This is a genomic window from Archangium violaceum, from assembly GCF_016859125.1.
In the GTDB taxonomy this organism is placed as follows: domain Bacteria; phylum Myxococcota; class Myxococcia; order Myxococcales; family Myxococcaceae; genus Archangium; species Archangium violaceum_A.
In genome coordinates, this window is sequence record NZ_CP069338.1 from 6,122,003 (window position 1) to 6,144,035 (window position 22,033).

The 22,033-nt window shown below is 67.7% G+C and carries 20 protein-coding genes; 13 read left to right on the top strand and 7 right to left on the bottom strand.

The features are described from left to right. Nucleotides 1-40: 40 nt before the first annotated feature. Nucleotides 41-649 carry an outer membrane beta-barrel protein gene (locus JQX13_RS26240; RefSeq protein ID WP_203411640.1) on the bottom strand — a complete coding sequence of 203 codons (609 nt, stop codon included), beginning with the start codon at nucleotides 647-649 and terminating at the stop codon, nucleotides 41-43. Nucleotides 650-882: 233 nt separating this feature from the next. Between JQX13_RS26240 and JQX13_RS26245 the strand changes: the two genes are divergently transcribed. Continuing rightward, nucleotides 883-1,458: a hypothetical protein gene (locus JQX13_RS26245; protein ID WP_203411641.1), complete on the top strand. Its 576-nt coding sequence runs from the start codon at nucleotides 883-885 to the stop codon at nucleotides 1,456-1,458. A 29-nt stretch (nucleotides 1,459-1,487) separates the two neighbouring features. Here the strand turns inward: JQX13_RS26245 and JQX13_RS26250 are convergent, their stop codons facing one another. The 3 genes from JQX13_RS26250 to JQX13_RS26260 form a co-directional block, all read right to left on the bottom strand. Next, nucleotides 1,488-2,606, bottom strand: coding sequence for an AI-2E family transporter (locus tag JQX13_RS26250; protein WP_203411642.1), 1,119 nt, complete (start codon nucleotides 2,604-2,606; stop codon nucleotides 1,488-1,490). Then, nucleotides 2,603-3,082 (bottom strand): efflux RND transporter permease subunit, encoded by a 480-nt coding sequence (locus JQX13_RS26255; protein WP_203411643.1) that lies wholly within the window; start codon nucleotides 3,080-3,082, stop codon nucleotides 2,603-2,605. The genes JQX13_RS26250 and JQX13_RS26255 overlap by 4 nt, the downstream gene beginning before the upstream one ends. 166 nt (nucleotides 3,083-3,248) lie before the next feature. Beyond that, the gene (locus JQX13_RS26260; protein ID WP_239015182.1) at nucleotides 3,249-4,196 is read right to left on the bottom strand and encodes a LysR substrate-binding domain-containing protein; all 948 of its coding nucleotides are present in this window, start codon (nucleotides 4,194-4,196) and stop codon (nucleotides 3,249-3,251) included. Nucleotides 4,197-4,485: 289 nt separating this feature from the next. On the opposite strand from JQX13_RS26260, the gene kdgD reads away from it, so the two are divergent. The 7 genes from kdgD to JQX13_RS26295 all read left to right on the top strand — a co-directional run bounded on the left by kdgD (nucleotide 4,486) and on the right by JQX13_RS26295 (nucleotide 13,912). Beyond that, entirely contained in the window at nucleotides 4,486-5,400 is a 915-nt protein-coding gene (gene kdgD, locus JQX13_RS26265) for a 5-dehydro-4-deoxyglucarate dehydratase (RefSeq protein ID WP_203411644.1), read from the top strand. A gap of 15 nt (nucleotides 5,401-5,415) precedes the next feature. Continuing rightward, entirely contained in the window at nucleotides 5,416-7,026 is a 1,611-nt protein-coding gene (locus JQX13_RS26270) for an aldehyde dehydrogenase (NADP(+)) (RefSeq protein WP_203411645.1), read from the top strand. A gap of 65 nt (nucleotides 7,027-7,091) precedes the next feature. Further along, complete coding sequence (locus tag JQX13_RS26275; protein ID WP_203411646.1) at nucleotides 7,092-8,429, top strand: MFS transporter; 1,338 nt, start codon at nucleotides 7,092-7,094, stop codon at nucleotides 8,427-8,429. A gap of 16 nt (nucleotides 8,430-8,445) precedes the next feature. Beyond that, on the top strand, nucleotides 8,446-9,801 hold the full coding sequence (gene gudD / locus JQX13_RS26280; RefSeq protein WP_239015183.1) for a glucarate dehydratase: 1,356 nt from the start codon (nucleotides 8,446-8,448) through the stop codon (nucleotides 9,799-9,801). Nucleotides 9,802-9,822: 21 nt separating this feature from the next. Next, nucleotides 9,823-11,034, top strand: a complete 1,212-nt coding sequence (locus tag JQX13_RS26285) for an OprO/OprP family phosphate-selective porin (RefSeq protein ID WP_203411647.1) — start codon at nucleotides 9,823-9,825, stop codon at nucleotides 11,032-11,034. A gap of 132 nt (nucleotides 11,035-11,166) precedes the next feature. Then, nucleotides 11,167-12,606, top strand: coding sequence for an FAD-binding oxidoreductase (locus tag JQX13_RS26290; RefSeq protein ID WP_203411648.1), 1,440 nt, complete (start codon nucleotides 11,167-11,169; stop codon nucleotides 12,604-12,606). 52 nt (nucleotides 12,607-12,658) lie between these two features. After that, complete coding sequence (locus JQX13_RS26295; protein ID WP_203411649.1) at nucleotides 12,659-13,912, top strand: sulfatase-like hydrolase/transferase; 1,254 nt, start codon at nucleotides 12,659-12,661, stop codon at nucleotides 13,910-13,912. Nucleotides 13,913-13,925: 13 nt separating this feature from the next. Here JQX13_RS26295 and JQX13_RS26300 read toward each other — a convergent pair whose 3' ends face one another. Together JQX13_RS26300 and JQX13_RS26305 are read right to left on the bottom strand one after the other, a co-directional pair. Next, entirely contained in the window at nucleotides 13,926-14,690 is a 765-nt protein-coding gene (locus tag JQX13_RS26300; RefSeq protein ID WP_203411650.1) for a DeoR/GlpR family DNA-binding transcription regulator, read from the bottom strand. Beyond that, nucleotides 14,690-15,718, bottom strand: a complete 1,029-nt coding sequence (locus JQX13_RS26305) for an NUDIX domain-containing protein (protein ID WP_239015186.1) — start codon at nucleotides 15,716-15,718, stop codon at nucleotides 14,690-14,692. Before JQX13_RS26305 ends, JQX13_RS26300 begins: the two co-directional genes overlap by 1 nt. A gap of 998 nt (nucleotides 15,719-16,716) precedes the next feature. On the opposite strand from JQX13_RS26305, the gene JQX13_RS26310 reads away from it, so the two are divergent. From JQX13_RS26310 to JQX13_RS26330, 5 genes are all read left to right on the top strand, one after another. Beyond that, a complete protein-coding gene (locus JQX13_RS26310) occupies nucleotides 16,717-18,249 on the top strand; it encodes a hypothetical protein (protein WP_203411651.1) in 1,533 nt (510 codons plus the stop codon). Nucleotides 18,250-18,354: 105 nt separating this feature from the next. Then, complete coding sequence (locus tag JQX13_RS26315) at nucleotides 18,355-18,615, top strand: hypothetical protein (RefSeq protein ID WP_203411652.1); 261 nt, start codon at nucleotides 18,355-18,357, stop codon at nucleotides 18,613-18,615. Nucleotides 18,616-18,793: 178 nt separating this feature from the next. Further along, nucleotides 18,794-19,306 carry an HYR domain-containing protein gene (locus tag JQX13_RS26320; RefSeq protein WP_239015187.1) on the top strand — a complete coding sequence of 171 codons (513 nt, stop codon included), beginning with the start codon at nucleotides 18,794-18,796 and terminating at the stop codon, nucleotides 19,304-19,306. Between the two features lie 299 nt (nucleotides 19,307-19,605). Further along, nucleotides 19,606-20,409 carry a class I SAM-dependent methyltransferase gene (locus JQX13_RS26325; protein WP_203411654.1) on the top strand — a complete coding sequence of 268 codons (804 nt, stop codon included), beginning with the start codon at nucleotides 19,606-19,608 and terminating at the stop codon, nucleotides 20,407-20,409. 14 nt (nucleotides 20,410-20,423) lie between these two features. After that, the gene (locus JQX13_RS26330) at nucleotides 20,424-20,891 is read left to right on the top strand and encodes a DoxX family protein (RefSeq protein WP_203411655.1); all 468 of its coding nucleotides are present in this window, start codon (nucleotides 20,424-20,426) and stop codon (nucleotides 20,889-20,891) included. 32 nt (nucleotides 20,892-20,923) lie between these two features. Here JQX13_RS26330 and JQX13_RS26335 read toward each other — a convergent pair whose 3' ends face one another. After that, nucleotides 20,924-21,742, bottom strand: coding sequence for a DUF6597 domain-containing transcriptional factor (locus JQX13_RS26335; protein WP_343211142.1), 819 nt, complete (start codon nucleotides 21,740-21,742; stop codon nucleotides 20,924-20,926). Nucleotides 21,743-22,033 lie beyond the last annotated feature (291 nt).

A 22,033-nucleotide genomic window follows, 5' to 3' on the forward strand; every position in this document is an offset into this window, starting at 1 on the left:
GGCGCCCGACGCGCTCCTGGCCCGCGCGGCTGCCTGGGATTCAGAAGCGTCCGCCGAGCATCAGGCTGGCGTTGAAGAGGTTCGAGTTGGCGTCCGGGTCGGGGGTGAAGTTGTCGGCGCCGAGGATGCGATAGGTGGCACGCACGCCTGCGTTCACCGGGCCAAGCTGCGTCTCGACCCCGAGCGCCAGGGGCACCTCGCTGACGTAGTCGGTGCGGAAGCTGTCCTCCGCATCCCCGCTCGGGTTGATATAGCTCAGGCCCACGCCCGCTCCGACGAAGGGGTGGATGTTCTGGTTCTGCCCCAGCGTCGGCCCTACCTTGGCGAGTGCACCTACGTTGTGTCGCCACAGGCCACCCTGCGTCCCATCCACCGGGTTGCGAGAGCCCTCATAGCCGAGTTCCACCCCTATCAGTCTCCACGGCTGGACGCTCGCGTTCACGCCCAGGAGCGCCCCCGTCCCGGTCAGGTCACCAGCGGCTCCCGTGAAGTTGTTCACGCCGAAGTTCACCCCCACCTGCACAGGCATCCGCTCCACCTCGACGACAGCCCGGTCCTGGTCCGTCTCGACGTTCACCTGGGCGAGCGCGGGAGAAGCCGCCGCCATCGCGAATACCAGGACTCCTGCATTCCAGCTCTTGAAGCGCATGGGTATCTCCTTTGGATTCATCAGGGGCTGCACCAGGAGGCTTTGTCTCCTTCACGGAAGATGCATGCTGCTCTTCCTTCCGGTGCGGGCCGTGTCGACTCACTGCGATAACTGCCTCGCGAGGTAGGCAGCGGGCCAGGCCCTCCCTGCCTCACTCTCAATCCCCGGGACGGTTGGGGGGACCTAGGTTCAAACCTGAACGAGGGATTCACGGCCAGCTCGAGGAGGCGTGTATGACCATGGGATGCAGAGTGCTGGGAGGCCTCATCACGGTGCTGATGGTCTCCGCTTGTCAGCGGGAGCGCTCTCCGGAGCAGCGTCTGCAAGAGGCCAGGCAGTCGTTGGAGGAGACGCGGCGCGACGCCCAGGCGGAGATGGCGGAGCTCCAGCGGCGCGCGGCCGAGCGCAAGGCGGAGATGGAGCAGGAGCTGGCCACGGCGCTGGCGGAGCAGCAGCGGCGCATCACGCAAGCCGAGCAGGAATGGCAGCGCGAGCAGCGCGCTGTCGCCGAGTACTTCCAGCAGGAGACGGGAGCCTCGGTGGCCACCCTGGGCGGAGCCGGCGCGGTCCAGGGGCGCATCGTCTCGACGGAGCCGGATGGATTCAGCCTGCGGGACGAGCAGGGGCGTACCTACTCACTCGGCATCGATGAGCGCACCCAGGTCACCCAGAACCAGCAGCCGGTGAGCCTGGGGATGTACACAGAGGGGACCGAGGTGCGGGCCTCGTTCATCGTGCGGGACGATGAAGCGCTCATCGCACGCGAGGTGGAGATCCTCCCCATGTCCCCACCGGCGCCCGCGCGCTGAGTCGCCGCGGGTCAGCAGCGCCTCCGGGGCTAACGCCCTGGCGGGGGCGCCGCCTCGTCCCAGCGCCGGTAGAAGATGTCCAGCGCGGTGCGTACCACCGCGCTCAAGGGCGCCGCGATCAGCATTCCCGCCATCCCGGCCACCGCCGCTCCGGCCGCCACCACCAGCACCACCACGGCCGGGTGCAGGCGTAGGAACCGACCCTCCAGCAGCGGTCCAATCACCATGCTCTCCACCTGCTGGGCGACGAGCATGACAATCAGCACGCCGAACACCGTGCCCCACCCCTCCAGCAGGGCCAGGAACAGGGCGGGCACCGCTGCCAGCAACGGGCCGAGCACGGGGATGAGGTTGAGCACCCCACCGAGGGTGCCGAGTTGCTCCGCCCGGTCGAGCCCCAGCAGATGGAAGGCCACCCCGTAGCTCACGCCCACGAAGAGCGAGGCCACCAGGCGGGCGCGCAGGTAGCGCGCCAGCAGCACGCTGATCTTGCGCCCCAGCCGGATCCAGAGGGCCCGGTGCGCGGGAGGGATCCACCCGGCCAGGCCCTCGGCGAGCCCCGGTCCTCCCAACAGCAGGTAGAAGCCCGCCACCAACCCCAGCAGCACGGAGAAGAGCGAGCTGACCAGGGAGCCCAATGCATGGGCCATGCGGTTCATCGCTTCGAGCGCCACGGAGTCCAGTTGCTCCATTATCGACTGCGTGGCGTATCTCAGGCGCGGGTCGGCCTCGTCGCCCCTCATGTGGTGCTCGGTCAGCCAGGCGTCCAGGGCGTCGAGGTAGGCGGGCAGGTCGCCCGCGAAGGAGACGAGCTCCGTGTAGACGCGGGGCAGCAGGCGGATGAAGGCCAGGACCACCAGGCCTATGTACGCGGCGTAGACGCAGAGCACCGCCAGGGCCCGGGGCAGCCTCAGCCGGGTGAGCCCCTGCACCAGCGGCGCGAGCAGGTAGTAGCTCGCCCCGCCCACCAGCAGCGTGAAGACGAAGGGCCAGAGGTAGTGCACCGCGGCCCAGATACCCACGAATGCCGCGGTCAGCCCGAGCCACACCGTTCGGCCGCGAGGCGCTGTCACAGGGGCGGCTCGCTCGGCCTCGCGCGGTCCGCTCGAGGGGGGAGTGGGGGAGGAGTCGCGGGTTGAATCCGTCACGAGGCCCCTCCTGGTTCATGTCGGGAGGGGCCTTCCTCTTCACGGTGCCCCTGTCCGGGCCGCCACGCGACGAGCGCGTGCGGGCTGACGTAGAGGCAGGGCACGACGAAGAGCGTGCGCAGCGTGCCCATGCACAACCCCGAGATGGTGACGATGGCCAGCGGGCGCGGCAACTCGGTGCCCTCACCGGAGCCGAGGGCGAGCGGCGCGAGGCCGAGCGAGGCCAGCAGCGTGGTGATGAGGATGGGGCGCAGGCGCACGGGGGCCTGCGTGGCGATGGTGCCCTCGAACGCCGTCTGGACCGCCTGACCGCTCCATCCGGTGCGCACCAACCCGGGGGTGGGGGGGACCGTCAACTCCGCGACAGGCTCGGGCCCGGGAGTCGCCGACGAAGGCGCCCCGGCTTCATGGGGGGCGGGGTTGGCGGCGATCAGGAAGAGGGCCAGCAGCATGCGCGAGGAGGAGATGGGCTCCACCTGCTGAATCCGGAGCCCCCTCGCACCTCGAATCAGAGGTTGTGACGCGGCAGGGTGGGGAACCCGACGTTTGGTCTGCCTGCTCTCGCACGGAGTGCCCGTGCTGGAGGGCATGCTTCGGATGTTGTCGGTTTCTCACCACCCGTTCGGGCAGGGCGCTCACGCATCAGACGGCGCGCGGGGCGGACCGTGTCGCGCCGGCGGTCCCGCTCCGGGCCTCCGGCTCCGCACCCGACGCGGCGAACACCGTCTCGAGGAAGGCGCCGAGCACGGGGTTGTCGTTGGCGCGGCTCCACGCGAGGAAGAGCTCGACGGGCCGCGCCGGCTCCATCTCCACGGCCTTGAAGACGACCCCATCGAAGTTGAGGGCCGCCGCGGCCTCCGGGACGAGCGCCATGCCCATCTCCGCGCGCACCAGCGCGAGGATGGAGTGGATCTGACTCATGTTCTGCACGTACCGGGGGGCCACGCCCGCCCTGCCAAACAGAGACAGGACGAGGTTGTGGAGGTATTGCGCCTCATAGGGCGAGTACATGATGAAGGGCTGGTGTTCGAAGTCCCTCAGGGTCGCGAACGGCTGCGAGGCGAGCGGATGCGTGCGAGGAATCGCGGCGATGAGGGGCTCGCGCAGCACGCAGCGCGACACGAAGTCGCGGTGGTTCACCGGCACGCGCACCAGGCCCACGTCGAGCTGCTTCGACATCAAGGCCTCCACCTGCGCGGCCGTCACCAATTCCTTGAGGACCAGATCCACGCCGGGCAGGCGCGAGCGCATGGAGGAGATGAGGCTCGGCAGGTAGCTGTAGCCCGAGGCCGCGGTGAAGCCCAGGGTGAGCGTGCCTGCGTCACCGCTCGCCACACGCCGCGCGCTGAACGCGGCGCTCTCGGCCAGGTTCAGCAGCCGGCGTGCTTCCGGGAGGAATGAGCGGCCCGCGGGGGTCAGCTTGACGGTGCGGCTCGTACGCTCGAAGAGCTGCGTCCGCAGGTTGTGCTCCAGCAACTGTACCTGCCGGCTCAGCGGCGGCTGGGTCATGCTGAGCCGTGTGGCCGCACGCCCGAAGTGCAGTTCCTCGGCGACGGCCACGAAGCAACGGAGTTGGCTGAACTCGAACATTGATGCGTCCCGGGCATGGAAGGAGCCTGTGCGCAGTCTATCTGGCATTCATCCGGACGCCCGCCATGCCTCCGGGTGACGCACGGGACTGAACGTTGACGCAGCGCGCCTTTACGGCGAGCGCGTGCGCCCCTCACGAGCGGGAAGGGGAGACGCAGCGCGTCGCATCCATCCACTTCGTGCATGGGTACATGCCCTCTTTGGTTTGGAGCGGCATCGGGCCGACACGTACCTTGATTCGCGTGGGGACGGACCGCGAATCGAGACCGACCCGAGGAGACGAATGCCCATGACGCAGATGACTCCGATGGAGATGGCAAGGCAGATGGGTAGGGGGCTGCTCTCCTTTCCCGTCACGCATTTCGACGCGACGCTCGCTTTCGACGAGCGCGCCTATCGCACCAACCTGGCCGCGCTGAGCGAGTACCCCGTGGCCGGCCTGTTCGCCGCCGGCGGGACGGGCGAGTTCTTCTCCCTCACGCCGAGCGAGGTGAACCGGGTCGTCAAGGCGGCGGTGGAGGAGACGCGTGGCAAGGTACCGGTGCTCGCTCCGTGCGGCTATGGCACCGCGATGGCCAGCGAGCTCGCCCGGTCCGCCGAGGCCGCGGGCGCGGACGGGCTGCTGCTGTTTCCGCCCTACCTCACCGAGTGCGATCGGGACGGCATCGCCGCGCACGTCGAGGCGGTGTGCGCCTCCACGCGCCTGGGCGTCATCTTCTACAGCCGCGCCAACGCCGTGCTGGATGACATCACGCTCGCGCGCCTGTGCGAGCGCTGCCCCAACCTGGTCGGTTTCAAGGATGGGGTGGGCGACATCGAGATGATGACGCGCATCTACCAGCGCATCGGAGACCGCCTCATGTACATCGGCGGACTGCCGACGGCGGAGACCTTCGCCCTTCCGTACCTGGAGATGGGCGTCACCACCTACTCCTCGGCGATCTTCAACTTCCTGCCGCAGTTCGCCCTCCGCTTCTACGCCGCCGTCCGTGCGCGAGACCTCGCGGCCGTGTCGGCCGGTCTGCGCGACTTCGTGCTCCCGTACATCGGGATTCGCAACCGCAAGAAGGGTTATGCGGTCTCCATCGTGAAGGCGGGCATGCGCGCGGTGGGCCGTCCCGCCGGTCCCGTGCGTCCTCCGCTGACGGATCTCACCGAGAGCGAGTTCGCTGAGCTCGAGGCCCTCATCGCCGGGCGCTCCTGAAACGAGGACCCACCCATGACGACCCATTCCGAGGCACTCACTGGAGAGATGTTCATTGGCGCGGCGCGGGTACGCGGCTCGGCGGGGACGTTCCGCGCACACGACCCGGCGCGCGGCGCATGGCTCGAGCCGGTCTATGGCGGCGGCACTCCGGCCGACGTGGAGCGGGCCTGCCTCCTCGCGTGGGAGGCATTCGACACGTTCCGCGACACCGGCCTGGAGACACGCGCCCGCCTGCTCGACACGGCGGCCCAGCGCATTCTCGACCTGGGGGACACGCTGATCGAGCGGGCCTGCGCGGAGTCGGGGCTCCCGCGCGCGCGCATCGAGGGCGAGCGTGGCCGCACGGTTGGCCAGCTGCGGCTCTTCGCGGAGGTCGTGCGCGGGGGCGAGTGGCTCGAGGTGCGGATCGATCCCGCCCTGCCGCAGCGCCAGCCCGCGCCACGCCCCGACCTGCGCCAGCGCCACATCGGCGTGGGACCCGTGGCTGTCTTTGGCGCGAGCAACTTCCCGCTGGCCTTCTCGGTGGCGGGTGGGGACACCGCGTCCGCGCTCGCGGCGGGCTGTCCCGTCGTGGTGAAGGCACACAATGCCCACCCGGGTACCTCGGAGCTCGTCGGGCGCGCGCTCCGCCAGGCGGTGGCCGACTGTGGCCTGCACGAGGGCGTCTTCTCGCTCCTCTTCGCCTCGGACACCGTGGTAGGCGCCGCGCTCGTCGCGGACCCGCGCATCAAATCGGTGGGCTTCACCGGCTCGCGACGTGGGGGCACCGCGCTGATGCAGGTCGCCGCCGCTCGCCCCGCGCCCATCCCTGTCTTCGCCGAGATGAGCAGCATCAACCCGGTGTACCTCCTGCCGGCGGCCCTGGCGGCGCGCGGAGCGGACATCGGGCGGCGTTTCGTGGCCTCGCTCACGCTGGGCGCGGGGCAGTTCTGCACCAACCCGGGGTTGGTGCTCGCGGTCGACGGCCCCGGTCTCGAGTCCTTCCTTGAGGCCGCCGCCGCGGTGCTGCGCGACAGTCCGTGCGCGACGATGCTCACGCCCGGCATCCACTCGGCGTTCGAGGAGGGCGTGGGCCGCCTGGTGGCCCACCCCAAGGTGACGGCGGTCGCGCGTGGAGTGGCCACGAATGGGCCGAACCAGGGCCGTGCCGCCCTCTTCGCGACCGATGCGGACAGCTTCCTGGGCGATCCCGCGCTCCAGGAGGAGGTGTTCGGTGCCTCCTCCCTGGTGGTGCGCTGCGAGAGCGTGGAGGCGATGCGCGCCGTGACCGAGCGCCTGGAGGGGCAGCTCACCGCGACGCTGCAGATGGACGAGGCCGACCTTTCCGTGGCGCGCCAGCTGTTGCCCGTCCTCGAGCGCAGGGCAGGGCGCATCCTCGTCAACGGCTTCCCCACGGGCGTCGAGGTGGGCCACGCCATGGTGCACGGCGGCCCCTTCCCGGCCACGTCCGACCCGCGTGCCACCTCGGTGGGGTCGCTCGCCATCCGGCGCTTCCTGCGCCCCGTCTGCTACCAGGACATGCCGCAGGCGCTGCTCCCCGAGGCGCTGCGCGATGGCAATCCGCTCGAGCTGTGGCGGCGAGTGGACGGGCAACTCGTCCCGCCCGCGGTGCCACGCCGCTGAGCCGTCCGCCCCACCTGGCCTGACGCCTGGGCTTCACCCGCACCCCGCAGCGAGGAGGGCTTCCCATGGAAGACGTATCCGCCGTGAGCACAGCAGGTGAACGGACGCGCAGCCGTGTGCGCCATTTCGTTCTGTTCCTGTTGTTCATCGTCACCACGCTGAACTACGCGGACCGCGCGACCCTCTCCATCACCAGCTCATCGATGCAGAAGGAGCTGGGGTTGGATCCGGTGCAGATGGGCTATCTGTTCTCCGCGTTCGCCTGGGCGTACGTGGCGGGGCAGATCCCCGGCGGCTGGCTGCTCGATCGCTTCGGCACCAAGTTCGTCTATGCGGGGAGCATCACCCTCTGGTCGCTCTTCACGCTGCTGCAGGGGATGGTGGGCGCGCTGCCCGTCACCGCCGTGGTGGGCGGGTTCTTCCTCTGCCGGCTGATGGTTGGCTTCGCCGAGGCACCGTCGTTCCCGGGCAACGGCCGCATCGTGGCGGCCTGGTTCCCCACCGCCGAGCGTGGCACGGCGTCCGCCATCTTCAACTCGGCGCAGTACTTCGCGACCGTGCTCTTCGCGCCCCTCATGGCGTACCTCACCCATGCCCACGGCTGGCGAAGCGTCTATTTCGTGATGGGGAGCCTGGGCATCGTGCTGGCCGGGTTGTGGCTGTACTTCATCCACGATCCCAAGTCCCATCCGCGCATCAGCCGCGCGGAGCTCGAGCACATCGAGTGCGGTGGGGGGCTCGTGAGTCTCGAGCGGGCGGCGGCGGCCAAGGCGCCGCCCCAATGGGGTGCCATCAAACAGCTGCTCTCCAGCCGCATGATGATGGGCATCTACGTGGGCCAGTACTGCATCACCACGCTGACCTACTTCTTCCTCACCTGGTTCCCGGTGTACCTGGTGCAGGAGCGCGGGATGTCCATCCTCAAGGCGGGTTTCGTCGCGTCTCTGCCGGCGGTGGTGGGGTTCATTGGCGGCGTGTTGGGGGGCGTGATCTCCGACGGCCTGTTGCGCCGCGGCCATTCCCTCTCCTTGTCGCGCAAGTCGCCCATCGTGCTCGGGATGCTGCTGTCCACGAGCATGGTGCTGTGCAACTACGTGGATTCGCAGTGGCTGGTCGTCGCGATCATGTCCCTCTCCTTCTTCGGCAAGGGCGTGGGCGCGCTGGGCTGGGCGGTCATGTCGGACACCGCGCCCAAGCAGATCGCGGGCCTGAGCGGCGGGGTCTTCAACACGTTCGGCAACGTGGCGGGCATCACCACGCCCATCATCATCGGTTACCTCGTGAAGGGGAGCGGCTCCTTCGCCGCCGCGCTCGTGTTCGTGGGCGCCAACGCCCTGCTCGCCATCGTCTGTTACCTGCTGGTCGTCGGTGAGATCCGGCGCATGGAGCTGAAGCAGGCGTAGAGGAGGGACACGAACCATGAAGACGCAACCGATGACGGTGGGACGCAACGAGGCGCCAACGGTGACGAAGGTGCGCGTCATCCCGGTGGCGGGGCACGACGGGATGCTCCTGAACTTGAGTGGTGCCCACGCTCCCTTCTTCACTCGCAACGTGGTGGTCCTCCACGACAGCGCTGGCCGCACGGGCGTGGGCGAGGTGCCCGGCGGCGAAGCCATCCGCCAGACGCTCGAGGAGGCCATCCCGCTCGTGGTCGGCCAGCGCCTGGGCGGCTATCGAAACGTCCTCAACTCGGTGCGCCAGCGCTTCGCCCACCGCGACGACGGCGGGCGCGGGCAGCAGACCTTCGACCTGCGGGTGACGATCCACGCCGTGGCGGCACTCGAGTCCGCCCTGCTCGACCTGCTGGGCCAGTTCCTCGATGTGCCCGTGGCGGCGCTGCTAGGGGATGGGCAACAGCGCGAGCGCGTCGATGTGCTCGGCTATCTCTTCTACGTGGGCGACCGGAAGAAGACGGATCTTCCCTACCGGTCCGAGCCGGACGCGAAGGATGATTGGCTGCGGTTGCGCCACGAGGAGGCGCTGACGCCGGAGGCCGTGGTGCGGCTCGCCGAGGCCTCGTACGAGCGCTACGGCTTCCGGGACTTCAAGCTCAAGGGCGGCGTGCTGCGAGGCGAGGAGGAGATGGCGGCGGTGACGGCGCTCGCCGAACGCTTTCCGGACGCGCGCATCACCCTGGACCCCAACGGCTGTTGGTCGCTGGAGGATGCGGTGCGGCTCTGCCGCGGCCGCAGCGACGTGCTCGCCTATGCCGAGGACCCCTGTGGCCCGGAGAAGGGCTACTCGGGCCGCGAGGTCATGGCGGAGTTCCGCCGGCAGACGCGCATCCCGACGGCGACGAACATGATCGCCACCGACTGGCGCGAGATGGGGCACGCCATCCAGCTGGGCTCGGTGGACATCCCGCTGGCCGACCCGCACTTCTGGACGATGCAGGGCTCGGTGCGCGTCGCGCAGATGTGCAACGAGTGGGGGTTGACCTGGGGCTCGCACTCCAACAACCACTTCGACATCTCGCTGGCGATGTTCACCCACGTGGCCGCGGCGGCGCCCGGGCGCATCACCGCCATCGACACGCACTGGATATGGCAGGACGGCCAGCGCCTGACGCGCGAGCCGCTGCGCATCTCCGGCGGGCAGCTGACGGTCCCGGACCGCCCCGGGCTGGGCGTGGAACTGGACCCGGACCAGCTCGAGCGTGCCCACGCCCTCTACCGCTCCCAGTCGCTGGGGGCGCGCAACGACGCGGCCGCCATGCAGTACCTGATACCGGGGTGGACGTTCGACCCCAAGCGCCCGTGCCTCATGCGCTGAGACATCCGGGAGGAGGTCATCGTGAAGCGAAGCTGGATGGCGGCAGCGAGCTTGATGACGTGGGCCTTCGCCGCACCGGCGCGTGCCAATGAGGCGTTGCCCCCGGAAATCACCACGCCGTCCTCGGGCGGCCTCAATGTCACCTCGAGCGACGGCCAGTTCGAGGTGACGCTCAGGGGACGCATCCAGGTGGACGGAGGCGCGTTCCGCAACGACGCGTTGGGCACCAGGAACGTGAGTGGCACGGAGCTGCGGCGCGTGCGGCTGGGCGCCGCTGGGCTGGCGTTCGGCTGGCGCTACATGGTGGAAGTGGACTTCGCCGGGGATGGGGTGGAGGCGCAGGACCTGTGGGTCGCCAGGACGTTGGGGCCGGGCCAGCTCACCATCGGCCAGTTCAAACCCGCCTTCTCCGTCGAGGACCAGACGAGTGACCTGTATGTCGTCATGCAGGAGCGCAGCTTCCTCGCGAGCACCCTGGCGCCCGGCTTCCAGATTGGCATTGGCTACGCAGGCGATGCCGGGGCCTTCACCTACGGGGTGGCGCTGTACAACCTCGATCGCAACAACGCGAGTCACGATCGGGGGTACGGGGCGTCTGCCCGGGTGACGTTCGCGCCCTGGCGCACGGAGGGGAGGGTGCTGCACGTGGGCGCGGCGGTGGCTCGCGAGCACACGGACCTGATGGGCGACGGCAAGCAGCCCGGCGTCACGCTGCGGGTGCGCACGGCCGGCCACCTCGCCGACGGCTCCCGCTTTCTGCTCATGGGCCTCAACGACAACTCCCCCGTGGACGGCACCAAGGGCGTGCTCGAGCTCGCTGGCGTCTACGGTCCGCTTTCCTTGCAAGCGGAAGCTGCCCAGGGGCGCTACGCGTGCCGGAGCGGGCAGGGCCGGCTCACCACCTGGTACGTGCAGGTCAGCGGGTTCCTGACGGGCGAGAGCCGTGCCTACGACGCCAGGCGTGGCCGTTTCCAGCGCCTCGCCCCGCGCGGTGGACCCGGCGCGGTGGAGCTCGCGGTCCGCTACGACGTGGCGCGCGGCCTGACGACGCTCGCTGACGGGGTGTCGAGTGGGACCGAGGTCCGTGCCGCGACCGCGGGGATCAACTGGTACTTCAATGAGCGCGTCCGCCTCACGTTGAATGGCATCCTGGCCACGAGCGAGGATCCGCTCAATGCCATCGCGCTGGACGACACGCGCGCGGTGACGGCGCGGCTCCAGCTGGAGTTCTAGTGAGCGCCCATGCGAAAGGGCGCATCGATGCGCGCGGAGTATCAGTCGATACGCACTCTGACTTAGACGCGGTTCGTGGTTTCTCCCATAGTTGTCGGGCTTCGCCTGGAGTCCGTGGAAAGGAATGACACGTTGAATCCATTGACCCGGGAGTTGGTGCCCCAGCGCGTGGCCGACCGGATTCGCGACATCGTCGGCGAGAGAGGCGTCCTCACCGACCCGGCGGAGGTCGCTCCCTATCTCTCCGACTGGCGTGGCGCCTACAAGGGCAGGGCGGCCCTGGTCGTCCGGCCCGCCAGCACGGCGGAAGTCTCGGGCGTTCTGGCCCTGTGCCACCAGGAGGGCATTCCGGTGGTGACCCAGGGCGGTAATACCGGCCTGTGCGGCGGCTCGATGCCCGATGCCTCGGGCCGTCAGCTCGTCCTGTCCTTGAACCGCCTCAACCGCATCCGCGACATCGACGTCGCGAACGACACCCTGGTCGCCGAGGCCGGCTGCATCCTGGCCGATGTGCAGAACGCCGCGCGGGAAGTGGGCCGCTTGTTTCCCCTGTCCATGGGCTCCGAGGGGAGTTGCACCATCGGTGGCAACCTCGCCACCAACGCCGGCGGTGTCGCCGTTCTGCGCTACGGCAACATGCGCGACCTGACCCTCGGCATCGAGGTCGTATTGCCCGACGGGCGGATCTGGGACGGCTTGCGCGCCTTGCGCAAGGACAATACCGGCTACGACTTGAAACACCTCTTCATTGGTTCGGAGGGCTCGCTCGGAGTCATTACCGCCGCCGTGCTGAAGCTCCATCCCCTGCCCACCGAAAAGGCCGTCGCCTTCGCCGCCCTTCCTTCGCCCGAGGCGGCCATCGAGCTGTTCAAGCACCTCCGCTCCTTGTGCGGCCCCCGCCTGACCGGCTTCGAGCTGATGTCGCGCATGAGCCTGGACTTCGTCCTCCGGCATATGGCGGGCAGCACCGATCCAATGGCGGAGCCCCATCCCTGGTACCTGCTCATCGAGCTGACCGACTCCTCACCGAACGCCCATCTCCGGGAGTTGATCGAAACCGGGCTGATCGGCCCGCTCGAGGACGGCCAGGTCCTGGACGCGGTGATCGCCGCCGATGAAGCGCAGGCCGCCGCCTTGTGGAAACTGCGTGAAGGGATCTCCGAAGCCCAGAACTTCGAGGGGCCGAGCATCAAGCACGACATCTCCGTGCCGGTCGGTTCCATTCCCGGTTTCATCGACAAGGCCTCCGCCGCCCTGTCCCAGGAGATTCCTGGCATCCGGTTGGTCTGCTACGGCCATGTCGGCGATGGCAACCTGCACTTCAACCTGTCCAAGCCGCCGGACAGCGAGAACGCGGATTTCCGAGCCCAGGCCGGCCGCATCGGCCGGGTCGTCTATGACGTCGTCGCGCAATTCTCGGGAAGCATCAGCGCCGAACACGGCCTCGGCCAATCCAAACGCCAGGACATCGTGCGTTACAAGAGCGGCCTGGAGCTGGAGTTGATGCGCTCCTTCAAGGCCCTGCTCGATCCGAAGGCCATCATGAATCCAGGAAAGGTCCTCCCTGACTGACTCAACCGGGGGGAAATCCTCCGGTCCACCCGCAGCGAAAGGAAATCACCTCATGAACGTGCGTTCGCTCCTGTTCCTGCCGCTCCTCACCCTCTGCACCTGCGCCAGTGCACGTGCATCTGAAGAGACAGAACCCCCACAGACTGAAACGCCCGCCCCCGCAAGGGCCCGTCGGACGATCCTCTTTCAATTCGACGGCCTGCACTATCAGGCCCCGGAGAAGCTCCAGCTCGAGAACGTCCTCGCGCTCGCGGCCGAGGGCACTCGGGTCGAGGAGGCCGTGGTGATCATTCCCTGGCACCCGACCACCGGTGAATATGGACGCCACCACCTGACCTCGCTGCCCAACCCTGTCACCATGTCGGGCACGGTGCTGCTCACCGAGAGCCCGAAGATGATTCAACAGAGCTTTGGTGGCCGGTTCACCGCGCACATCGCCAACTCCAGGGCCTACCGTTCGCTGGACGCGGGCTTCACGTACTCCAAGCTCGATCCCAACCTCCGTGACGAACACGTCCTGGAAGAGGCCAGGCGCGTGCTGACCGAGGAGGATCCGGTGTTCATGCGCATCGTGTTGCAGGACACCAATGACCGGGGCGGTGCACCGGTCGCCCTCGCCCGGCCTGGAACGCCCTGGAAGAACAACCTCTACGCGGAAGGTTCGCCCTTCATCAAGGAGGCCCGTGAGGCGGATGCGCTCCTGGGTGAATTCATCGAGTTCCTCAAGAGCAAGAACATGTGGGAGGACACGCTGTTCATCCTGCAAGCCGATGGGGCCTCGGTCTACGGCTGGCACCCCATCCAGTTCGAGGACTCCGAGCGGATTCCGCTGATCTTCCACGGGCCGGGAATCGCTCGGGGCAAGGTGATTCCCTACGCGGAGAACATCGACGTGACGGCGACCATCGCCGACTTCATGGGCGTGGCGCATCCCAACCCGGATGGGGGCAGCGGCCGGGTGCTGCACGAGCTGGCGCCCGACGTCCAGGCCCCCGAGGTTCCCAAGTACATCAAGCGGTTCAACGCGGGGGTCCGCGAGTATCACCGGCTGCTCGCGCACCTGGTGCAGGAGAGCCCGAATCACCCGCGCTTCGATGTCGCGCTCATGCAGCTCTACAACTCCTACAACGGGAAGAAGTTCTTCTACGGAGTCGACCGCATCCTGGAATGGAAGCAGACGGGCTCGCTGGAGAACCTGGTGAACAACAACGAGGCCACGCTGGCGTGCATCCGGGGATTGATCGCCGAGGAAGAGACGCCCGCCGGTCAGCAGCCCTCGCCGCCGACGCCCGAGGGCTGCTGGTAGCAGGAAGGGGACTTCAACCCGCCCGGCCTTGGAGGATGTGGATTCCCAGATCGACGAAGGGCCGGAGCATCTCCTCGGGGACGTCCGGCTCGGTCGCCAGGTGCGTCAGCGCGGTGGCCGGTCCGATGGAGAATGGCGCCGCGGTGCCGAGCTTCTCCCGGGAGGCGAGGCCGACCACGCGATCCGCGCGGTCGATCAACACCCGGCGCACCTCCACTTCCTCGTAGTAGGGGCCGCTGATGCCACTGGTGGCGTTGACGCTCCAGACGCCCAGGAAGCACACGTCGGCGGTGATGCGCCGGTAGGTCTCGATGACGTTGGCACCGACCGCCACCATGGCCCGACGATCGAACGTCCCCCCCACCACGACGAGCTCGATGCCGGGATACCGGGCCAATGCCGTGGCGACGGCCGGGCTGTGGGTGATGAACGTTCCGGTGTGGTCCGGCGGCAGCGCATCGACGAGGTGCAGGGCCGTCGTCCCGCCATCGAGGATGACGACCTGTCCCGGCTCGAGCAGCGTCGCGGCGGCGCGCGCCGTGGCGATCTTCCCCGACACGCCCTGTTGCTGGCGTTCCGCGTACGTGGGCGCCACCGGAGAGCGTGCCACCGCCCCTCCATGCACCCGGCGCAGACGGCGGGCCTCCGCGAGCTCGTCCAGATCGCGGCGGATCGTGTAGTCCGAGACCCCGAGCAGCGCGCTCAGCTCTCCGGCGACGACACGGCCCTCGGTGCCGAGGATCTCGAGAATGCGGCGATGGCGTTCGTCCTTCAGCATCACCGGGCCTCGAGGATGCCGTGCCGCTCGGCCCATTGCAGCAGCATGATGGTCTTCGCGTCGATGATCTCCCCCGAGTCGATCTTCCGCAGGGCCTCGGAGAGCGGGAGCTCGAGCACCTGGATGTCCTCGCCCTCGGACGCGAGCCCGCCGCCTTCCGAGGCGCGATCGTTCCGCGTATAGGGTGCGGCGAAGAAGTGCAGGCGCTCGGTGACCGAGCCCGGGCTCATGAAGGCCTCGAAGACGGGCCGCACCTCGCCGATGCGCACTCCGGTTTCCTCCTCGACCTCCCGGCGGATCGCCACGTCGGGGTGCTCGCCCTCGAGCAGGCCCGCGGGCGCCTCGATGAGCATGCCGTCGGGGTGGCCGTTCACGTAGGCCGGCAGACGGAACTGGCGGGTGAGCAGCACCGTTCCCCGCGACGCGTCATGGAGCAGCACGGTGGCCCCGTTGCCCCGGTCGTAGGCCTCGCGGCTCTGACGGCTCCACGTGCCATCCGAGCGCCGGTAATCGAACGTCACCTTGCGCAGGACGTACCAGTTGGAGGACAGGACCTGCACGTCGGTGATGCGCACGGCGTCGTTGCGCGAGGGCCCGGTCGACGGGTCTCGGAAGCCGCCCGGATCGCGAGGCTTCGGACGCGGCGGCGCCTCCCCACCGACCGCGGGCAGCTCGTCGACTGAGTGGAACACCGCCTTGCCCTGGGCCCGGGCCATGCTGACCATCTCGTCCGCCCCCACCGAGGGCCCTCCGACGCGCAGCACGGCGTCACAGCGCGTGACGAGCCGGCGGGCGATGGGGTGGAAGAGCTCGTTGAAGACGCTGTCTCCGATGGCCCGGCTCCCGGCCAGCTCAATCAACGGAAGGGCCAGGGCCTCGCCCGTAACGGGCAGGTGGCCCGCTCGGAAGATGGCGAGCGCGGCCTCGTTCATCACCCGCACGTTCGCGGCGAGCTTCGCGGGCTCATCCCCCGTTCCGGACCGGTAGGGGCCCGCCACGAGGACCATCAGGGGTGCAGGAGCTGTCATGGCTCGGAGAAGTGCACGAACGCAGCTGGTTTCGCAACAAAAAGCGCAAATATGCACAGGTTCGCACAGAGCGGGCAGGACGGGGCTGGACGGGGCGCAAGTCCGTCCCACGTTCGAAAGGCCTTGTTCCGGAAGAGGGATGAGCGGGCCTCGTGTCGAGGCGGTCCTCGGAGCGGAGCGCATAGGCCAGCGGGCATCCAAGCTCTGGCACCCGGATGCTCTGGCCGTGCCCCGAGTGGAGACGACGAGGATTCCGCTCAATCACATCCATCGATATGTCTCTCTCCAAGCCATTGCTCTGGGTTTCCGCCATTGCCTGTTTCGTTCCCAGCAGCAGCGTTCTCGCGGAGGCTTGTCGACCCGGTTTTCTTCACCTCGGCGCGTAACACACGGGCATTGGGGGTGAAGAACGCATCACGTCTCCACGGGTAGTCCCAGTACGCCCACCGGAAGCTCCAGAAGGTGTCAAAGGATTCGACAGCCACCGGAAGCGTGCCAGCCAGGGGTTGAAGAACGCGACGAAGCCGTCCCCGGTAGCGGTCAGGCGGACGCCTCGGGGATACGGGCGAGCGACGGGTGCTCAGCCGCCGCTCCAGCGCCGTCGTCCAAGGCCGAGCGGATGCTGGGCATCCGCTTCCGGCCACTCGAAGAAACCATCACGGATGCCGTAGAGTGGTTCGCCATGCACGGGTACGTGGACCGGGCGCGCCTGCCTCGGGCCGTGGGGCCGATGGTCTCCTCGCCCGTCCGGCGGGGGTTCTGGAGCCACACGGGCCGGCCCTCATCAGGCGCGGCCGGGGCTCCATCAAAACGAGACACCGGCGGAGATGCTCGACGAGCGACTCTTTTGACTCCAAGCTTTCTCCTTCTTATTTCGAGGCTTTCACTCCAATTCTTCCGGGGCGCAGTTCCCGTACGAGAGTTGAATCATGATGAAAGTAGATCGGCATTAGCTGGAGTCCTTCACGACCGCACGCCGTACCGAAATCGAGGCCCGTTTGACCATGCGTCTGATGCGGCGCTTTCCCCGCATCTGCGATGCGCTTGGGAACTCGAGGGTGGGAACGCTCGTGAGGCTCGGGACCCAGGATGCGTTGACTGGGGGGCTGACGTCTTCCAACCAGCTCCAGATGCACTGCGAGTCCATCCTGCGCACCGCGAGCAGCCTTCGCCACCTGTCCTACGCTTCCTGGGCAGGTGCTACCCTTTTCGCCAACCCCGGTGACAGGGATGTACGGCTCCTGTGTGATGCGATCTGGACTGCCGTCAACGTGCTCTCGGCGTCTGAGCTCCAGGACGAGCTGGGTGGATGTGAGGAAGGCCCGGAGTTGCGTGAGCCAGGGGAGACTCTCTCCCCTGTTCAGAAATGCCTCGAGCCGGCAACCACGACATTCGAAGGAGTGAAGATATACATCATCGCCTGGGGGAGCCACGAACCCATTCAATGGAGAGCGGCCCCGGACGTCATGGCCGAGTCGGCGATCCGATCGATCTGGAAGTATTTCCGGGGGGTCGAGGAGCAGTGCAGGAAGAACGTCCTCATTCCTCTGTTTCCACACTTCAAGGCGATTCTCGACGTGGCGGGTCTCCCTTTCCCGACGAGACTCCTGCGCTTCGACGAGTCGCTCCATCAGATGATTGGACATGCAGCGCTCATCGGTGAATACCACCATGAGGGAATCATCGGTGACTATGCCTGCCTGAGTCATACGGGAGGAGATCCGGGAATCAGGAAACAGCCACTCGGTTCCCTGTTCGACAACTTCATCATCGCACGCATGAATCCCGTCGATGTCACCACGACCCACGCCTGTGATGGAGAATGGGATACGCCCGGCAAGCTGGCGTGGCGGCTCCTCAACCAGGCCGCACCGCGAATCAAGAAGCTGGAAATCCAGGGGGAGGCGGGTCATCAGGCTTTCAAAAACCTGAGGAAGATCAAGGAAAGGGTTGATTTTCACTACTACGGCCTCAATATGAAAGAAATCATCGTGGATTGCACAGACGAGGATTGTGCGCGGAATGCAGCGGAGTGCCGGGCGGACGGTGGGGAGGGCGCGGTCAGGCAGGGGCGGAGTGCGCTCCGGAAGAACGAACTGAACATTTCTGGTGTTGTTTCCGGGCGGGATCTGAACGTCAATCTTTCGGGCGGTTGTGCGAACATGGTGGCGTCGGTCCTTCAAGCCGTTCTCACGTCCGTCGGGCAGGAAGCGCTCATCTCCGAGGCCATTCCCGAGGCTGCTCATTTCGAAATCGATATCCCCGAGTCCCTGCGGGAAATCAGCATTCCCATCGTGACGGGCGAGGACGCTTTCGTGGGAGACACTCTCCTCGATGAAGACGTGAAGGGGGCGCTCGAGCAGATCAGGAAGGTCATCGGGGCGGCGCCCGATGCATCGACGAACGGAATACCCGTTGAGTTCTATGATCCCACGATGTGGTATGACGCGATGGGGGACGACCCCGCCTCCCTGGCGCACTTGCGCGGCGTTGTTCGTAAGTGGGATCCCAGCCGCTCCGGCGCCCATTGAGTGGGGGGCCCAGGTGGACTGAGCTGGCCCAAGGCACATGGCCCACCCTGTCCGCTGTCGCCCAAGAGCCATGGGAGTCATCCTCTGGAGTCCACTCGCGGGCGGGTGGCTGTCCGGCAAATGGCGCAGCCCGCCAACCAGCGCAAGCTCGAGGCGGCTGATGCGCTGGGCCGGCTGGCCGACGAGGCGGGGATGTCGCTCGTCCACCTCGCCATCGCCTTCGTCATCAACCACCCGGCCGTGACCTTGGGGGCGGCAAGCTCATGCTCCGTGAGCATCGTGGAGCAGGGCGCGCCGCTCAGTTCTTGGGAGTACCCGGGGACTTCGCGGCATCGTCGAACTCGGCCTTGGGTGCACCACGCGTAGCTCCCGGCACCGCTCAGCTCGACCGGACCTGTCGGCCCTACCTGTTTCCGGCTGGTTGCCCATGAGATGGACCGAGGCGAGCGGCTATGAGTTGTGGCGCAGCGATGAAACATCCGAGGGGACGCGACTGGTGAAGGACCCCATCCCCGGGCCAACGGGGGGGTTGAGGAGCGGGTCCATGTTCGCACTCGAGCCGGAGGGCCGATTGCTGTTCGCCGCGTCGGACGCGCGCGGCGGGTTGGCGCTCTGGGTGTCGGATGGGACCGAGACGGGGACCCGTATGGTGGGAGATATCGCACCGGGGGCACGCTCCTCGAATCCGTGGATCATTTCCCGAAGCGGTGATGCCGTATTCGTCGGTGCGGATGACGGCATCCATGGCTTCGAGCTGTGGCGCCTGTCCGTACGGCTGCTCGACGACATCACCCCGCCCACCGTGAAGTGCCCGGCCGACGTGACGGCAGAAGCCGTAGGGTCTTTGGGTGCCCCCGTCACCTACGAGGGCGCGAGCGCCTCGGACGACCTGACCCCGAAGCCGACGTTGGCGTACAGCCACGCGCCCGGCTCCGTGTTCCCGATCGGAAAGACCCGCGTCGGTGTGGTGGCACGCGATGGGGCCGGCAACTTGCTGCTCGGCTGGATGTCGGCCCGGCGTCGCCGTGCCTCGTCATCCAGGCCTCGCGGGGCATGAAGATTCCGACGTCCACCAGGAGTGGGCAGTAGGGGATTCATCTGGGAGGAGGCCGCCGTCCGGCCTCCTCTCCCGCCCACTCGAGCAGACGTGCCCGCCATCATCGACGAGCACCTCGTGGGGGGCCGCCCGGTGGAGCGGCTGCTGATGCCGTTCTCCCAGAGCTGTGCGCCACACTGGTTCTCTCACCGTGCAGCCGCAGTGGAGTACACGGTCGACCCGCAGCTCGCCGAGCCCTGTGCCCTTGCGCGGGCAAAAATGTCCAATACGGCGCCGCCAGCGCTACGCACAATCGCAACATGAACCCTGTCGCTATTACTGGCTTGTTGGTCGCCGCCATACGCGCCGAGGAATCGAAGCGCGCGGATCGGCTGTTCGAGGATTCCTTCGCCCACACCCTGGCGGGCGACGAGGGGCGCGCGGCGCTCGCTCGGTACCGAAAAGCGGACGGCTCGTCCACTCCGATCATCGAGGTCCGCACGCGTTGGTACGATGAGGCCCTCGCTCGGGCCAGCGCCAGCGGCGTGCGTCAGTATGTGATCCTCTCCGCCGGGATGGACGCGAGAGCGTATCGCCTGCAGTGGGCGGCGGGGACACGCGTCTTCGAGATCGATCAGGCCGAGGTCATCGAGGCCAAGGCGCGCGCGCTCGGCGACACGGCCTCGGCGTGTACGCGTGTGGCGATCGGCATGAACCTCGCCGAGGACTGGCCGCGGCAGCTTGAAGCATGCGGATTCGATCGCACCGCGCGCACTGCGTGGGTCGTCGAGGGGCTACTGCAGTACCTCGAGCGTGCCATGGTCGAAGGCCTCTTCGCGCGGATCGACTCGCTGTCGGCGGCTGGATCGGTGGCGCTCTATGACGTCGTCGGCCAATCACTCCTGGATGCGCCGCCGCTCGCCACGACTCTGCAAATGATGCGAGAGCTTGGTGCGCCGTGGATCTTCGGCTGCGACGAGCCCGCGGCACTGCTCCGAGATTGGGTGGCCGACGTCACGGACGTCGCTGTGGTGGGCAACGCGTGGAAGCGGTGGCCGTTCCCGCCAGCGCCGGCGGACAGGCGGGGAGCGCCGCGAGGGTATCTGGTTGAGGCGAGGAAATAGAGGGAGGGAGAGCCATGGCTCCTTTGCTCGTATTCGTCGTCGTCACGCTCCTCGCACGCTTCGCCGGCTCGCTCAATCCAGGGCGAGGCGATTTCGCCACCCTGCCCGGGGCGCTGCGCGCGGGAGTGGCCGCCCTGTTCGTGCTCACGGGGGGCGCGCACTTCATCGGCATGCGCGCTGACCTCATGAGGAGGGTGCCTCCCGTCTTCGGCAATCCTGGCTTTTGGGTGACACTCACGGGACTGGCTGAGCTCGCGGGCGCTATCGGCATCTTGATTCCAGTCACGCGGCGGATCTCCACCGTGGGGCTGCTGCTCCTCCTCTTGGCGGTGTTCCCAGCCAACGTGTACGCCGCTACGCACCAGATCACACTCGCCGGCGAAGCGGCCACGCCCCTGCTCCAGCGCGGCATTGAGCAGATCGTCTATTTCGCTGCGGTCCTATGGGCGGGCTTCGGCCGCACGACGGAGCACCGGAGCTAGGGGTTCTGGGTGGCGGCACGCCGCCGCCCGGCCTACCCGCGGAGCGGGACGTGGTTGGGTCGCTCGATGCCTTGCGCGACATAGGCGCGAGGGCTCAGGCCGACGAAGCCTCGGAACTCGCGGTTGAAGTGGGCCTGATCGCAATAGCCGAGTTCGGCCGCGAGCTCGGCGCAGCGCACCGGCCGGTTGCCGTCGACGCGGCGGAGCGCGGACTGGAATCGGCGCACACGCCAGAACGCCTTGGGCCCGAGGCCGACCTCGTCGCGAAACAGTGCGATGAGCCGCTTCGGTGAGAGCCCCAGGCGCGCGTTCAACTCGGCGACGCTCCGAAGGGAGGGATCTTCGAACGCGCGGAGCGCCTCGACGACCGCGGGATGATGCCGCAGCGGACGCCGCGCGTAGGTAAGGAGCAGCGATTCGAGGAGGCGAAATCGGTCCTCGCCCGCCGGCGCCTCGACCAGTCGCTCGCGGAGTGCACGCGCGCTTGAACCCCAGAGCGCGTCGAGCGGGGCATGGGTCCCTTCGAGCTCTCCCGCGGGCACGCCGAGGAACGGGAACGCCCCGCCGGGCTTGAAGTGAACGCCCATCATCGCCGTGCCAGTCGCCGTGCCAATGACGAAGTGGCTGGCGTGCGCGCCCGAGACGATGGGCCCCGTGAGTGGCTCGAGCGGCGTGAGTGCGATGGGGTCGTAGAAGCGGAAGCGCTCATCACCGAGGTTGATGACCAGGTCGAACGAGCCCGACGGAAGCACCCGCTCCTTCGGTGTCGGCATGGGGCGGCCATCCCAGAACCAGAGCCAATCGATGAATTCGCGAAGCGGAGGACCCGGACGATAGATGAACGCATCCATCAAGAGGCCCCGGGTAGTGGTTCGCCCATATCAGGTTGCTGCGCCAGCAAGACACCCACAGAACCTCCGCTCATCCGCACGTTCGAAGGCCAGCTCAGGGGAGAGCTAACATTCCAGCACTCCAGGGGCAACGCCTGTATTCCAGAATGCCAAGGAGGAGTTTGGTGCAAAGTCCCAGTGCTCGCGGACTGCAGCCGGGCGAAGTATCCGGTCACAGCCTGCTTGCCGCGGAACTCCCCGCTCCCTCAAACAGGTGCGGAGGAGGCGAGGGTGGTGCTTGATGCAGCGACC